The organism is Pseudomonas trutticola BRTCR10 (assembly GCF_056155105.1).
The window spans coordinates 1,319,552-1,334,411 of sequence record NZ_CM149552.1 but is presented as its reverse complement, the minus strand read 5'-3'; the positions used below and the strand labels follow the sequence as shown (position 1 = coordinate 1,334,411).

Genomic DNA, 14,860 nt, shown 5'->3' with positions numbered 1-14,860 from the left:
ACCTGTGAATTATTTGGCGCGAGCCTGGCGCTGATAGCGCGCCGCTTCAACAAAAACATCGGAATTAGCCGGATCATCGAGGTAAGCGAAGACCTTGTCGAGGCTGCTGTCGACCTCCACGCCGTCGCCATCGTCGGTCTGGAAGGACCGACCGTCGAGGGCTTTTTGCTGAATCGCTTGATTGATCTGTTCGAGATCGAGGTTGTACACCACCAGTTCGTGCTTGTCGGTGAGTTCGAACCCGGCGATGGTGTAATGGCCACCGTAGCGGGCCGGCACTTTCGCTGACAGATACCAACGGCTGCCATGGCGCGACACGGTGAACGGATAGGCTTCGCGTTCGCGGGGTTTGGCCTTGAAGTACGTGACGGCCTGATAGCGATCGTTACCGACGCGGGTCAGTTCAAGGTTCATCGGCTCGCCCCAGGCATTGATGCTCGACCACTTGCCGAGCAGGCCCTTGGGCGCCGGATCACTGGCGGGCAGAGGCTCCCTGAAAGTCACCAGACAGCCACTGAGCAGCAGGAACGACAAGGCGATCAGCACGCCACGCCAGGCTTTCATTCAAAACTCCCTATGAACGTACCACCCTGAACATCACTACAGTCCCCTGTGGGAGCGAGCCTGCTCGCGAATACGGTCTGACATTCAACATCTGTGTTGCCTGACACACCGCTTTCGCGAGCAGGCTCGCTCCCACAGGGTGATGCAGCAGCCAATCAGACTGACGCGAGTACGAGGTGCATATACCGCGTCAGAATGCCGAGCATGTCTTGTTCGTCCAAAGGCTCGGCATCGTTGAGCAGGCCCTGATATTCCATCCGCCCGATAATCGCCGTCAACACCTTGGCATCCTGCTGCGGTTCACGCGAGCCCAATACCTGAAACAACTGGCAGGTGCCCTGCAACAGAATCTGCTGATGGGAACGCACCAGAATCGCCAGACGCGGGTTGAGCAGCGCTTCCTGACGGAAGGCCTGTTCAGCCATCAGATGCTCGCGACGATTGACCAGTTGCCGATGCACGTAATCGGCCATCAGCCGCGCAATATCGTCCGCCAGTTGCGAGCGCGACTCGGGGCTGCCGTCACCGCTGACCACCATTTCACGCAACAGACCTTCGTTGTTGATCCACAGCTTGGCCATGTAAGCCGCACTGCGTTCGACGTATTGAGCGAAGGTATCGGTGAGCAGGTCATCGATGTCCTTGAAGTAGTACGTGGTCGCCGACAGCGGCACACCGGCCTCGGCGGCCACGGCGCGGTGACGCACGGCGCGCACACCATCACGCACGACGATGCGCATCGCCGCATCGAGAATATCCTGGCGACGCTGTTCGCTGCCCTGTCGGCTGGCCTTGCGGCCCTGGTACTGAACACTTTCAGCGACCGCAGTGGCGATACCCGCTGCACCTTCTTGAGCGATTGCAACCATCACGACAGGACTTCCTCTGCTATTTCAAAAGTAACCAATTGATACATTTGTACCAGACAGGCAATAAAAAGCCGCCTGTTTTAGGCGGCTTTTTAACTGAAACGTTTACGCTTGCGGTCGCATGTGCGGGAACAGGATCACATCGCGGATCGACGGCGAGTTGGTCAGCAACATCACCAGACGGTCGATGCCGATACCTTCACCGGCAGTTGGCGGCATGCCGTACTCCAGCGCGCGCACGAAGTCGGCGTCGTAGTGCATGGCTTCGTCGTCGCCGGCGTCCTTGTCCGCCACCTGCGCCATGAAGCGCTCGGCCTGGTCTTCCGCGTCGTTCAACTCGGAATAGGCGTTGGCGATCTCACGGCCGCCGATGAACAGCTCGAAACGGTCGGTGACGTTCGGGTTGTCATCGTTGCGACGGGCCAGTGGCGACACTTCGAACGGGTACTGAGTGATGAAGTGCGGCTGCTCGAGTTTATGCTCGACCAGTTCTTCGAAAATCATCACTTGCAGCTTGCCCAGACCTTCGAAGCCCAGCACCTTGGCGCCGGCCTTCTTGGCGATGGCGCGCGCCTTGTCGATGTCGTTCAGGTCGTCTGCGGTCAGCTCAGGGTTGTACTTGAGGATCGAGTCGAACACCGACAGGCGCACGAACGGCTCGCCGAAGTGGAACACCTTGTCGCCGTACGGCACGTCGGTGCTGCCCAGAACCAGCTGCGCCAGCTCGCGGAACAGTTCTTCGGTCAGGTCCATGTTGTCTTCGTAGTCGGCGTAAGCCTGGTAGAACTCCAACATGGTGAATTCAGGGTTGTGACGAGTCGAAACGCCTTCGTTACGGAAGTTGCGGTTGATCTCGAAAACCTTTTCAAAGCCGCCAACCACCAGACGCTTGAGGTAAAGTTCAGGCGCGATACGCAGGAACATTTCCATGTCCAGCGCGTTGTGGTGGGTTTCGAACGGTTTGGCTGCGGCGCCGCCAGGAATGGTCTGCAGCATCGGCGTTTCGACTTCGAGGAAGTCGCGCTTCATCAGGAAGCTGCGGATGTGCGCGATCACTTGCGAACGCACGCGGAATGTCTGACGCACGTCTTCGTTGACGATCAGGTCAACGTAACGCTGACGATAGCGCTGTTCGGTGTCGGTCAGGCCGTGGTGCTTGTCCGGCAGTGGGCGCAGCGACTTGGTCAGCAGGCGCACTTCGGTCATTTCAACGTACAGGTCGCCTTTGCCGGAACGGGCCAGGGTGCCGACAGCAGCAATGATGTCGCCCATGTCCCAGGTTTTCACCGCGGCCAGGGTTTCTTCGGACAGGGTTTTACGGTTGACGTAGACCTGAATGCGGCCGGTCATGTCCTGAATCACCATGAACGAGCCACGGTTGAGCATGATGCGACCGGCAACCTTGACCGGGATTGCAGCCTCTGCCAGCTCTTCCTTGGTCTTGTCCGCGTACTTCTTCTGCAGTTCTTCGCAGTAGTTTTCGCGGCGGAAGTCGTTCGGGAAGGCATTGCCTTTGGCGCGCTCGGCAGCAAGCTTTTCCTTGCGCAGGGCGATCAGGGAGTTTTCTTCCTGTTGCAGGGCTTGCGGATCGAGTTGTTGGTCGCTCATGTCTTTAAATTTTCCATCACAGGTTCGTTGCCCCCAGCCTGCGGCTGGGGATCGCGGGCAGGCCCACTCCTACAGGGATCGTGTTGAATCAGCGATCCTGCAGCTTATTTCTTACAGCCCCGATTTCAGGCTGGCTTCCAGGTACTCATCGATGTCGCCATCAAGCACCTTGTCGCAGTCGCTGCGTTCGATGTTGGTGCGCAGGTCCTTGATGCGCGAGGCATCAAGCACGTACGAGCGGATCTGGTGACCCCAGCCGATGTCGGACTTGGTGTCTTCCAGCGCCTGGGACGCCGCGTTGCGTTTCTGCATCTCCTGCTCGTACAACTTGGCCCGCAGCATTTTCATGGCGGTGTCTTTGTTGGCGTGCTGGGAACGTTCGTTCTGGCAGCTGACCACGGTGTTGGTCGGTACGTGGGTGATACGTACGGCCGAGTCGGTGGTGTTTACGTGCTGACCACCGGCACCGGAGGAACGATAGGTGTCGATCCGCAGGTCTGCCGGGTTGATTTCGATTTCCACTTTGTCGTCGATCTCTGGCGAGACGAAAACCGCGGAGAACGAGGTGTGGCGACGGTTGCCGGAGTCGAACGGACTCTTGCGCACCAGACGGTGCACGCCGATCTCGGTGCGCAACCAGCCAAAGGCGTATTCGCCCTTGATGTGCACGGTCGCGCCTTTGATACCGGCGACTTCACCGGCCGACAGTTCCATGATGGTCGCGTCGAAACCGCGTTTGTCAGCCCAGCGCAGGTACATGCGCAGCAGGATGTTGGCCCAGTCCTGGGCCTCGGTGCCACCGGAACCGGCCTGGATGTCCAGGTAGGCGTTGTTCGGGTCCATTTCATGGCTGAACATGCGGCGGAATTCGAGCTTGGCGAGGTTTTCCTCGAGACGGGCCAGTTCGGCGACGACATCGCCCACTGCGCCTTCGTCGTTTTCTTCGACGGCCATGTCCAGCAAGTCGCGGCAATCGGCCAGACCGGCGTTCAGTTCGTCGAGGGTATCGACGATTTGCGCCAGCGCCGAGCGCTCACGGCCCAGTTCCTGGGCGTATTCAGGTTTGTTCCAGACACTCGGATCTTCAAGCTCGCGATTGACTTCAGTCAGACGCTCATGCTTTTGATCGTAGTCAAAGATACCCCCGAATAGTTTCGGAGCGCTCGGACAGGTCCTTGATGGTGTTCAGGATCGGATTGATTTCCATGACGGGCAGCACTCGTTGGCGAACTTTTGAAAGCCGGCGAGTATAACGTAATCAGGCTGGGACGGCAGCCCGTCTGGCGGACTGAATACGCCTTGATTGCGCGTTTACAGGCGCAAACACAAGGCACTTTCTCCAGAAAAATCCCACACGGCAAAGGACTAGTCCTACAACAGAAACAGAATTGCCCGGCATTCAACGCACTTTCACTCATTCACAGTCCCGCCCTTCTAAATCAGCACAAGGGACGTGTGATGTTCAGCCCTGCCAACCCAGCCTCTTTCTTCTTGGACATCGAGGGGTTCGAACACGACCTGCAGGTCCTTGAGTTCACTGGCAAGGAAGCTATCAGCCAGCCCTTTCGCTTTGATCTGACACTGGTCAGTGAACGCCCCGACCTCGACCTGGAAAGCCTTCTGCATCGTCTGGCCTTTCTCGGTTTTGACCGTCACGGCAGCGGCATTCATGGCCAGATCTACAGCGTCGGCCAGGGCGACTCCGGCAAACGCCTGACTCAATACCAGATCAGCCTGATGCCCGGCCTTGCCTGGCTGGGCCACCGTTTCGAGCAGAAAATATTCCAGAAACTCAGCGTGCCGCAGATCATCGCCCAGGTTCTGGAAAGCCACGGCATCCTGCGCAATGGCTATCGATTTGCCCTCGGTACGGACTACCGCCCACGAGACTATTGCGTCCAGTACGACGAGAGTTGCCTGCATTTCCTGCAGCGACTGTGCGAAGAAGAGGGCCTGCACTACCACTTCGAGCACAGCCGCGCGGGGCATGTGCTGGTGTTCGGCGATGATCAGACCGTCTTCCCCAGGCTGCACCGCCCCACCAGCTACCTTCAGGACAGCGGGATGGTCGCTGATGAGCAAGTGATCAACGCGTTCACCCTCTCGTTCAACACCCGCCCCACTGCCGTGACCCGTCGCGACTACGACTTTGAAAAGCCTTTGCTGCAACTGGAGAGCACTGCGAAAGATCCTTCGCCGTTGCGACTCGAAGACTACGGCTTTCCCGGTCAATTCACCGACCGCGAACACGGCAAGCAGCGCGCCCGACGAGCACTTGAACGGCACCGCAGCGATTATCGGCAAGCCACCGGACGCAGCGACCAGCCCATGTTGCTCAGTGGCCACTTCCTGTCCTTGACCGGCCACCCACGCCAGGAATGGAACGACCTGTGGTTGCTGACCGAAGTCATCCACACCGCGAAACAACCGCAAGTGCTTGAAGAGTCGGTTACCAGCATCCCGAGCGACGGCTTTTCCCAAGGCTACCGCAACACCTTTCTCGCGACCCCATGGGATACCCCTTTCCGACCCTCGCTCGTGCACCGCAAAAAAACCATCACTGGCTACCAAAGCGCCGTGGTCTGCGGCCCGCCCGGCGAAGAAATCCACTGCGACGAATATGGCCGTGTCCGTGTTCAGTTCCCGTGGGACCGCGATGGCGACCACAACGATCATTCCAGTTGCTGGGTGCGCGTTGCCAGCGGCTGGGCTCACGACCGTTATGGCAGCGTGCTGATCCCCCGCGTCGGTATGGAAGTGCTCGTCAGTTTTTATCAGGGCGACCCGGATAACCCGTTGATCGTCGGCTGCCTGCCCAATGGCACCAATCGCCCTGCGCTCGACCTTCCCGCCGAACACACTCGCAGCACCTTCAAGACCCAAAGCAGCCCTGGTGGCGGAGGCTTCAACGAACTGCGCGTGGAAGATCGCAAGGGGGCCGAGGAAATTTCCATCCGCGCCCAACGCGATTTCGTCCAACACGTGCTGAACGACCAGCGGGTGCAAGTCGACAACCAGTGCAGCGTCGTAGTCGGCGGCAATGCCCGGCATGAACTGCACGCAGAAGAACAACACATCACCCACGGCAACCGACAGACGGAAATCAGACAAGACGACCACCTGACGGTGCATGGCGACCGGCATATTCGCACCACCAACCATCGGTTGAGCGCTCAACAGCAAGTCCACGTCAGCGCCGACCAGCGCATCGTTATCGACGGCGGCACCAGCGTCACGATTCAGGCCGGTGGCGGCTGGATCACGATCAATGCGACAGGCATTTTCAGCAGCGTGCCGATTGAGCAAGGAGGGGCACCAATGCCGCTGATGGCGGCCGCACCGGTGGCGCTCGACGCGAGCGAACCACCTCTCCCCGATACGGTTTCAACCGCACTCCTCAAGCAACTGCTCGGCGACGAAGCGTTGATTGAACTGTGCCAGATGCCCAACGGCGGTACGCCGATGGACTGCCCGCTGAGCGACTGTCAATGCCGCAAAGCCTTGGGCAATGGAGCTCGCTCATGAATACCTGGATTTTGCTCGAGCGCCCTGCTGCGCAACTCGAAACGCTCTATCGCCTGACGACACATCCCGACACCCAGAAGCTGTTCGCCGGCACTTCACTCAACGGTTTCGCCGAACACAGCCCACTGCTGGTCCGTCTCGACAACCAGTCAATACTCACTCAGGCCATCGAGCAGACCCCGGCGCAATGGCCCGGGCTGCTGATTGAAAGTGCGTGTGACATGTCCTCGGTTCTCGCGCATTTGCGGCAGATCCTGTTCGTCAACTTCGACCAGCAACGCAAAGGCGTGCTGCGCTACAGCAACCCGACCGTCGCCAGTTATTTTTTTGCCGCGTGTACCGCGCAAGACCTCAGCCTGTGGCTCGGTCCGATCAACGAACTGCGTTGGTTCGGTGCGACATGGGCCACTCAAGCGACAGGCGAGTCTGGCTGGCAGCAACTGAACAACCTCCACGCCAACGACTGGCACATCGAACGCACACACCGGGCCATGGTGCTGAGCGCCGCCCAGGAAGAGGCCCTGACGCGCCAGCGCAATGAACAGTTTCTCTATCGCTGGTGGCGGCAACATCCACAGCACTCCTATGTACAGGCGGCGCAGTTGATGGCGCAAGCCCTGACTCAGGGCATCGACGACAGCGACGCGATCAGCGCCTTCCTGAGCGCCCATTGCACGCAGGCCCAGTCATGACGCGCCTGGGGAAGTTGACCGGAGGCCCCGGCTGCGAACGCGACAAGCTGATTGTTCAAGTAATTGGCACGGCACATGGCAATAACCAGCGCCTGCTGATCGTCGATCAATCCGGCGTCGAACCTCTTCTGGCCCTGACCGATGAAGCCGTACGCGAAACAGACCGCTTGACCAGCGTTCACAGCGAATTGTTTGTGTGGGACTGGTCGGCACAGCTCAAGCATCAGTTGTGGCTGGAAATTGCTACTCGCCAAGGCCCGCCCATTCGCCTGCCGTTGCTGGAAGACTTGCGTGTCACTCCGCGCCAACTGGAAGTGCAGTGCAATCAGATCGTGCCGATCCTGCCGTTCTCCGCCCTGCCCGGCACTCGTAGCCACTACGACCTCGGCACGCCGGTGCTGTGTCGCAGTGGTTACGTCTATGTGTTTTACCGTGATCGTCTCTGGCGCGAACTGGAAGTGCAGCAAGACGGCGAACTCACGACTTACCGCGATATCGACCTACAGGCCTATCGCCAGAGCCAGGAATTCAGCAGCGATTACCGACAAGCCAGTGGTGTCGATCTCAGCGAGATCTGGCTGCCCACGACCTGGAACAATCAACCCGCCGAAGCCGTGCAAATGTGTTTCAGCGAAATCCAGCTCAGCGCGGCGCGCATCAAGCGGCTTGAGGAAGATCCTGCGTTGCGCGCTCTGCGGTGTCAGAGCCCAACGCTGCAGTGCGAGAGCCAGACGTTTGAACGGCTATTCGAGCAGAAACCCGATGGTGCGGCGATGCTAGAGACTTTCAGTCGCTTCGACGCGTGGAATGCACAAGCGTCCGATGCGGCGACGAAAGCCAGCATTACTTGGCGCAACCTGGCCGAGCGGGCCTTTCCCGTCGCGCTGATCGCCCCGCAACGGGCACGCCAAAGCGGTTTCGAATACGTTTTTGAGCATCCGGGCCGCTACGTTTGCGACCTCTCGGGGCAATTCACGGCGCAGCGTAAAACCGAGGCCCAGGCCTGTCTTGATCAGTGGGAGCAAGGCGCCACACCTACGCTGCCTGAAACGTTCGAAAGCAGCGCGTGGGCCGATTGCCTCACCACGTTGCTGGATCAATTGCGCGGTAACCCGCCGAGCGCCGATGAAACGGATCTCTGGCAGCCCCAGCCTTCTGTCGTCGACGTGCTGCAAACGGCTCGGCAACGACGCGTGTGCGGCGTGCTGCTGGAAGACCCGCGCTACCGCGTGCGGCATCTGGTTTCGCAGATCCAGCAACAACAGCAACTGCTGGCGCGGTATGCCGAGCGCGCCAGTCTGCACCCGCACCACGCCAGCGCGGTCATGGTTCAGCAACTGATCGTGCCAGCGAGCATCGGTGGCCAGAAAAATCCGTTGCACGCCTGCTTCGACAAGGTGAAAGAGGCCGGCCGCCGCGACATCAACCGCTTCACCGCCACCGCAGAACGCGCGCTGCTCTGGCAGCAACTGAACAGGGCGCAGGCGCTGCTCGCCGAGTGCCTGCAACAACCGGTCACCCAGCAAACCCTGGCCGATCATTTGAGCCTGGAGGGCTTTGACTACCTCGCCGCGTTGTTTGCCGTCAGCCAGGTGTTCGCCAGCCTGGCGACCGTGCCGGCACAACTCGATCCGCTGGCTAAAAATGGCGATGTCACCAACGCGCTGACCGGACTGAGCCTCTACAGCCCGCAGGCCAGTATCGGCCAGACATTGCTCAACGACATCGCACACGACCCGGCGCACCCACTGCACGGGATGCTTTGGCCGGCCGTTGATGAAGCCGCGCTGGCGGCGCCTTATGTGCCACCCACAGAGAAAACGCTTAACGAGGGCGATGGCCGTTTACGCGCCGAACACCTCGCCGAATTCGAGACCGACCCGGGGCCTTACTACCCGCAGCTCGAACACCTCGACGGGCACTTGCTGGAAGGATTACTGGCCAGCGGCAGCCTGAACAGCACACTGACTGGCCAATCGAAAGCGGCGGCCAGCACGCTGGTCAGCATTTATGAAAATCTCGCGGGCGCCGTTGAAACCGCCAGCGGCGCGATGAAAACCCAGATCGTACACGCCCCCACCAGCGCCTACCTGCACGGACTTGGCGTGGGGTTGCTGCGCAGTTTGATGCCCAAGACCTTTGGCGAAATGCATTTCATCAATCGCCGCGACGCTGATCCGCAGCGGTATTACCTCTTCGGCTTGTCCGACGTGCCGGCCGGAGATCAGCGACCACGGCGGGTGATGGGGGAATACCTGGATGCTCAGGGACGACCGTTGAAGGCGGGGAACGCTGCGGACGTGTTCGAGACGCCGAGCGCTTCTCGCATGGCTCATTACAAATTATTGGTGATGCCGGTGGGGCATTCGACGGTGCGGAGTCTGAGTGAACTGAATCAGCGGATTAATGCCGTGCAAAAAGAGGATGTGGAGGCGCGGGGGGCGGATGACGCGAGAGTGAAAGGCGCGTTGCAGCGGGGGGTGGATGAGCATGGGGCGTTGCGGAACAGCAGGGTACATCGCGTGTTGGGCTCGTTGCCTTTTGCGGCTGGGGTTTTGATGCTGGAGGTTTGGAATGTCAGGACGGAGTGGGCGGCGGCGGAGCAGGTGAGACGGGAGAAGGGAGTATTCCGAATACTTTTATCTGGATTCGGAGCGGGTGTAGATCTAGTTATTGCGCTGGAAATGCTGACGGTAAAACTTGCCGGTACCCAATCGGTTTTGGCTGCTGGTCGCAATATTATTTTTACTATTTCAGATGACCTCGCGAAATTAATCTTCCGCCGATTCGAAAAGCTTTTCGTCAGAAAACTAACCGTGCGCCTGATAGCGCAAGTTACAAGCGGAACTGTGTTCGCTTTTATTAATTTTTACGACACTTGGTACGCCCGGCAGTGGGGAGACGACGCGATGTGGGGCTATCTGACGATGGCGGTAGGAGGTTCTCTCAGCGCACTGAGTGGCCTGATTGTCTCCACAACCACTTTTCTTGGTCTTGGCCCGACTGGTTGGGCGGCGCTGATATTAATCGTAATAGGCGCCGGAATTGCTTGGTGGCTGGCCGACAGGCCCATCGAAGAATGGCTGGTTAATGGCCCATTCGGCACTCACGTTCATTCAAGTAATGCGCATCTATTAGCTCCACAAAGGGGTTTTTACTACCTGATCAGTTTGTTCGCCGACATCCGCATCAACGTGGGCTCCAACTTCGAATTCGTCCCCAATGCCAAACTGGACATTCACGCTAAAACGCCGTTTCAAGTCACCTCATCCAACACCTGCATTCGCATTGAAAGTAACTTGCCGGGTTTGATTTCAAACTTAGGCACGCTCAACATCAACGCTTACTGCCGACTCAACACATTTGAAGTCAAAGGCGGCCGCATCAAAAGTGAAACTGTGCCGTTCACGAAACTGCTCGACAGCCAACTTATCCAACCCAAAGCACAAAGACTGCTACCGCAGGGAGTGGAACTATTCTTCGAAACCCCACCTAATTACGCCTTCGATTTGGTAACAGGATCATCTGGCACCTCACGACAGTGGCAAGTAAGAGCGCAGTGTGCACTACAACACAAAGACCAACTTTGGCACTTTCCCGCTCCGCCACCGAAAGATGGCACGCCATTTTATGAAGCTCATAACAGACCTAATTTCGGTAGTGAGAATGCGCTTTACTGGGCAGACGAAGTAACACATAAATCACGGAATAGTAATCAATGATCGATAAATCGTGGTACGCCCAGACGGCCTACGGGGCTAACGAGATGCCTCAGCAAGAGCGATCAACTGAACGGTCGTGGATTATGCGTTTTGCCAAGGGTAGATTGCCTTGGGGTAACACAGACAATGTATGCCCGATAGGTTTTGTGGAGGATTACTCGCCAAACGATCTTCGATACCAGGAAAAACTCCAGCAAGACCGCGATAAATAATTAGCCGCAGGCACCTACTCTTCAACCCCATACAAATCTATTAATTTTCATATGACCGATGACCACGAGCGTTTTAGGTATGCACTTCTTCCAGCAAGCTCTCATTTCTGGATATACATGTCTGGAGTAGGGCGCGTTTTGTTTTTTCTATTTTTTTTAGTCAGCATCCCTACTTATTTTTTAGGAATATCAACAGGAGATGAGTCTATTTGGGAATCTACACAAATCATGTTTAAAGTTTTCTTCTCCTGGATTCTCGGCGTACCACTTCTATGCTGGGCAATCGGCTCAATCGTCATAAAACACTTCCCCAGCCTCTGGCTAAAACCCTCCCGAGGCCCGATCTGGGAACTCAACCGCCGCACCGGGCTGGTCACCGTCTTCGACTACAAAAACAACGGTGAATATAAAAAGAACGGCACCATCGGTGAACTCACCGCACCCTTCTACGAGTTCGACGCCTACATCGCCACGTCCCCGGACAGTCAGGGCATGCCGATGAATGTGCTCTACCTCGCCCATCGCTACCGCAACATCATGATCAACTTCGGCGCGCTGCTCTGTCCCGGCCCCGAGACTCAACCCGCGTGCGCCCTGTGGGATTTCATCCAGAACTACATGGACGTCAGCCGCCCCCTGCCCGACCTGCCGCAATACGAGGAATATCGCCACCTCGACCCCACCACCGCCGAATACGACCGCCTCACCGGCCGCAACCCGCGCTTCTGGATCGACATGGACGATGCGACGTTCAAGCAGGTGGTCAGGGATATGCACCAACGCGTGAACAACATCGACACGTTTCAGCGGCCAAACCTGATGGCGAGGTATGTGACGTATGTCGATTGATGGGAGTGCTGGCACTTTCCTGCGCCACCGCCCAAGGATGGCAGGTCGTTTGGCGAGTTCCACAAAAAACGGGAGTTCGGCGGTGAAGGCAAACTTTAATGGGCAGATGAGATTACAAATAAATCGCGGAATAGTAATTAATGAATGATGAATCGTGGTACGCCCAGACTGCTTACGGGACGAATGAGGTTCCGCAACAAGAACCCTCGACTGGCCGTCCGTGGATTATACGTTTCGCCAAGGTCAGACTGCCTTGGGGTAACGCAGATAAACTAATACCTGTAAATATTCTCGAAAAATTCACACCAGAAAAACTTCGTCTTCATGAAGGATTCAAGAAAGAACGTGAAGAAAAAATCGCCACAACCCCCTATACCGCCAGTCAGGATGAATTTATTGACTTCCATATTAGGGATAACCACGAAAGGTTCAGATTTGCCCTTCTTCCCGCAAGCTCCCACTTCTGGATGTATATGTCTGGAGGGGGCCGTTTTTTGTTTTTTTTGTTCCTTTTAGTCAGCATCCCTACTTATTTTTTAGGAATATCAACAGGAGATGAGTCTATTTGGGAATCTACACAAATCATGTTTAAAGTTTTCTTCTCCTGGATTCTCGGCCTACCACTCCTATCCTGGGCAATCGGCTCAATCGTCATAAAACACTTCCCCAGCCTCTGGCTAAAACCCTCCCGAGGCCCGATCTGGGAACTCAATCGCCGCACCGGACTAGTCACTGTCTTCGACTACAAAAACAACGGTGAATATAAAAAGAACGGCACCATCGGTGAACTCACCGCACCCTTCTACGAGTTCGACGCCTACATCGCCACGTCCCCGGACAGTCAGGGCATGCCGGTGAATGTGCTCTACCTCGCCCATCGCTACCGCAACATCATGATCAACTTCGGCGCGCTGCTCTGTCCCGGCCCCGAGACTCAACCCGCGTGCGCCCTGTGGGATTTCATCCAGAACTACATGGACGTCAGCCGCCCCCTGCCCGACCTGCCGCAATACGAGGAATACCGCCACCTCGACCCCACCACCGCCGAATACGACCGCCTCACCGGCCGAAATCCGCGTTTCTGGATCGACATGGACGATGCAACGTTCAAGCAGGTGGTCAGGGAGATGCATCAACGCGTGAACAACATCGACACGTTTCAGCGGCCAAACCTGATGGCGGGGTATGTGACGTATGTCGATTGATCATTCCGACCGACCTCAGCAACTGAACAAGAGCCCAACATGAGCAACGACCGCCCTGCTAAAGCTACGTGCAGCAACTCCTACGCCATCATCCGAATCCGCCACAAGAAGTCTGGAGCGATGGCATGGCGTGTTTTTCTTTATCGGGAAGGCACTGTGAAGGTTCACAAGGAGTTCCCATTTATCAGCCATGGAGGTGAACACCCGGCGCATGCCGCTGCCGTGAAGTTTCGCAATGAGCAGATGCTCCGTTTCCCACCCCCTCTGAGCTGTGCGATTCGTCAAAAGCTCCGCTCAAGTAATACCAGTGGCCTGGCGGGTGTTTCAAGACAGAAAAACGGCAAGAACACTTACTGGATCGCGCAGACAACGGCCCGTGACGGTAAAAGGCTGACCCGGTCATTCAACGTCAGCACGTTCGGTGAAGAACAGGCAAAACAACGGGCAATCGATGCGCGGACAGAACAACTGGCGACGATCGAACATCGGGTTTTTCGTCAACAGGGCGCCGAAAAGCTTTACGGTGAATTGCTGCTGGCAGCCTCGACCGGTAAAGAACAATGAAACAGCGCAGGGAATGCATTTATCCCTCAGAGCTGTCCTGACCCGCTATTCGATACCCACCTGATTTCTCCCGTTGTTCTTGGCCAGATACAACCCGCGATCCGCCGCCGAGATCAGCAGCCGGCAATCGCTACCCGCCTCGGGCACCATGGTCGCCAGACCGATACTGATGGTCAGGCTCGCACCGTCGCCCGGGGTGTTGTGAGGAATCTTCAGCGCCGCCACAGTCTGGCGCAACTTCTCCGCCACCAGCCGTGCACCGCCCGGCGAGGTGTTCGGCAGCACCAAGGCAAACTCCTCACCGCCATAACGTGCCGGCAAATCCGACGGTCGCGCGCTGGCATCGCGGATCGCCGTGGCGACCTTGCGCAGCGCCTCGTCGCCCTCGACATGGCCAAAACTGTCGTTGTACGACTTGAAATAATCGACGTCGATCATCAGCAACGACAACTGGCTCTGATCACGTAGCGAACGGCGCCATTCCAGTTCCAGGTACTCGTCGAAGTGGCGGCGGTTGGACAGTCCGGTCAGGCCGTCGGAGTTCATCAGGCGTTGCAGCACCAGGTTGGTATCGAGCAACTGCTGCTGGCTCACCCGCAACGCACGATATGCCGCATCCCGCTGCAACAAGGTCATGTAGGAGCGCGAGTGATAGCGGATGCGCGCCACCAACTCGATGGTGTCCGGCAGTTTCACCAGATAATCGTTGGCCCCGGCGGAAAACGCCGCGCTCTTGATCAACGGGTCTTCCTTGGTCGACAGGACGATGATCGGGATGTCCTTGGTGGCCGGGTGATTGCGGTATTCGCGTACCAGACTCAGGCCGTCGAGGCCGGGCATCACCAGATCCTGCAGGATCACCGTCGGCTTGATCCGCACGGCTTGCGCGATGGCCTGATGCGGGTCGGAGCAGAAATGGAAGTCGATGTTCTCTTCGTTCGACAGCCCACGGCGCACGGCTTCGCCGATCATCGCCTGATCGTCCACCAACAACACCATGGCGGCGTTTTCGTCGGTTTTAATGTCGTCGATCTGTAAGTCATTCATGGG

At 57.5% G+C, this 14,860-nt stretch carries 11 protein-coding genes; 6 read left to right on the top strand and 5 right to left on the bottom strand.

Annotated features, from left to right (window positions below; genetic code table 11):
• Positions 1 to 9: 9 nt before the first annotated feature.
• From ACVVH8_RS05725 to prfB, 4 genes are all read right to left on the bottom strand, one after another.
• Positions 10 to 564 carry a hypothetical protein gene (locus tag ACVVH8_RS05725; protein WP_103303070.1) on the bottom strand — a complete coding sequence of 185 codons (555 nt, stop codon included), beginning with the start codon at positions 562 to 564 and terminating at the stop codon, positions 10 to 12.
• Positions 565 to 719: 155 nt separating this feature from the next.
• Positions 720 to 1,433, bottom strand: a complete 714-nt coding sequence (locus ACVVH8_RS05720; protein ID WP_103303071.1) for a TetR/AcrR family transcriptional regulator — start codon at positions 1,431 to 1,433, stop codon at positions 720 to 722.
• Between the two features lie 105 nt (positions 1,434 to 1,538).
• Positions 1,539 to 3,041, bottom strand: coding sequence for a lysine--tRNA ligase (gene lysS, locus ACVVH8_RS05715; RefSeq protein ID WP_213027675.1), 1,503 nt, complete (start codon positions 3,039 to 3,041; stop codon positions 1,539 to 1,541).
• Between the two features lie 111 nt (positions 3,042 to 3,152).
• Positions 3,153 to 4,248, bottom strand: a protein-coding gene (prfB, locus tag ACVVH8_RS05710; RefSeq protein ID WP_098967418.1) for a peptide chain release factor 2 whose coding sequence is annotated in 2 segments (ribosomal slippage) — positions 3,153 to 4,175 and positions 4,177 to 4,248 — 1,095 coding nt in all. Because the reading frame shifts where the segments join, the coding sequence is not laid out codon by codon here.
• Positions 4,249 to 4,499: 251 nt separating this feature from the next.
• Between prfB and ACVVH8_RS05705 the strand changes: the two genes are divergently transcribed.
• From ACVVH8_RS05705 to ACVVH8_RS05680, 6 genes are all read left to right on the top strand, one after another.
• The gene (locus tag ACVVH8_RS05705; RefSeq protein WP_475228960.1) at positions 4,500 to 6,566 is read left to right on the top strand and encodes a type VI secretion system Vgr family protein; all 2,067 of its coding nucleotides are present in this window, start codon (positions 4,500 to 4,502) and stop codon (positions 6,564 to 6,566) included.
• Positions 6,563 to 7,258, top strand: coding sequence for a DUF4123 domain-containing protein (locus ACVVH8_RS05700; protein ID WP_475228958.1), 696 nt, complete (start codon positions 6,563 to 6,565; stop codon positions 7,256 to 7,258). Before ACVVH8_RS05705 ends, ACVVH8_RS05700 begins: the two co-directional genes overlap by 4 nt.
• Positions 7,255 to 10,980: a toxin VasX gene (locus ACVVH8_RS05695; protein ID WP_475228955.1), complete on the top strand. Its 3,726-nt coding sequence runs from the start codon at positions 7,255 to 7,257 to the stop codon at positions 10,978 to 10,980. Before ACVVH8_RS05700 ends, ACVVH8_RS05695 begins: the two co-directional genes overlap by 4 nt.
• Before the next feature lie 440 nt (positions 10,981 to 11,420).
• Positions 11,421 to 12,041 carry a hypothetical protein gene (locus ACVVH8_RS05690; protein ID WP_475228953.1) on the top strand — a complete coding sequence of 207 codons (621 nt, stop codon included), beginning with the start codon at positions 11,421 to 11,423 and terminating at the stop codon, positions 12,039 to 12,041.
• Between the two features lie 140 nt (positions 12,042 to 12,181).
• Complete coding sequence (locus ACVVH8_RS05685) at positions 12,182 to 13,246, top strand: hypothetical protein (protein WP_475228951.1); 1,065 nt, start codon at positions 12,182 to 12,184, stop codon at positions 13,244 to 13,246.
• 39 nt (positions 13,247 to 13,285) lie between these two features.
• Positions 13,286 to 13,810, top strand: coding sequence for an AP2/ERF family transcription factor (locus tag ACVVH8_RS05680; RefSeq protein ID WP_475228949.1), 525 nt, complete (start codon positions 13,286 to 13,288; stop codon positions 13,808 to 13,810).
• A gap of 45 nt (positions 13,811 to 13,855) precedes the next feature.
• On the opposite strand, the gene ACVVH8_RS05675 is transcribed toward ACVVH8_RS05680, so the two are convergent.
• The gene (locus ACVVH8_RS05675) at positions 13,856 to 14,857 is read right to left on the bottom strand and encodes a response regulator (RefSeq protein WP_103303078.1); all 1,002 of its coding nucleotides are present in this window, start codon (positions 14,855 to 14,857) and stop codon (positions 13,856 to 13,858) included.
• Between the last annotated feature and the right edge of the window lie 3 nt (positions 14,858 to 14,860).

Coding starts and splice junctions, on each gene's coding strand:
- ACVVH8_RS05685 (WP_475228951.1), top strand. CDS start 12,182: ATGAATGATGAATCGTGGTACGCCCAGACTGCTTACGGGACGAATGAG.
- ACVVH8_RS05675 (WP_103303078.1), bottom strand. CDS start 14,857: ATGAATGACTTACAGATCGACGACATTAAAACCGACGAAAACGCCGCC.
- ACVVH8_RS05690 (WP_475228953.1), top strand. CDS start 11,421: ATGTTTAAAGTTTTCTTCTCCTGGATTCTCGGCGTACCACTTCTATGC.
- ACVVH8_RS05725 (WP_103303070.1), bottom strand. CDS start 564: ATGAAAGCCTGGCGTGGCGTGCTGATCGCCTTGTCGTTCCTGCTGCTC.
- ACVVH8_RS05720 (WP_103303071.1), bottom strand. CDS start 1,433: ATGGTTGCAATCGCTCAAGAAGGTGCAGCGGGTATCGCCACTGCGGTC.
- ACVVH8_RS05700 (WP_475228958.1), top strand. CDS start 6,563: ATGAATACCTGGATTTTGCTCGAGCGCCCTGCTGCGCAACTCGAAACG.
- lysS (WP_213027675.1), bottom strand. CDS start 3,041: ATGAGCGACCAACAACTCGATCCGCAAGCCCTGCAACAGGAAGAAAAC.
- ACVVH8_RS05705 (WP_475228960.1), top strand. CDS start 4,500: ATGTTCAGCCCTGCCAACCCAGCCTCTTTCTTCTTGGACATCGAGGGG.
- ACVVH8_RS05680 (WP_475228949.1), top strand. CDS start 13,286: ATGAGCAACGACCGCCCTGCTAAAGCTACGTGCAGCAACTCCTACGCC.
- ACVVH8_RS05695 (WP_475228955.1), top strand. CDS start 7,255: ATGACGCGCCTGGGGAAGTTGACCGGAGGCCCCGGCTGCGAACGCGAC.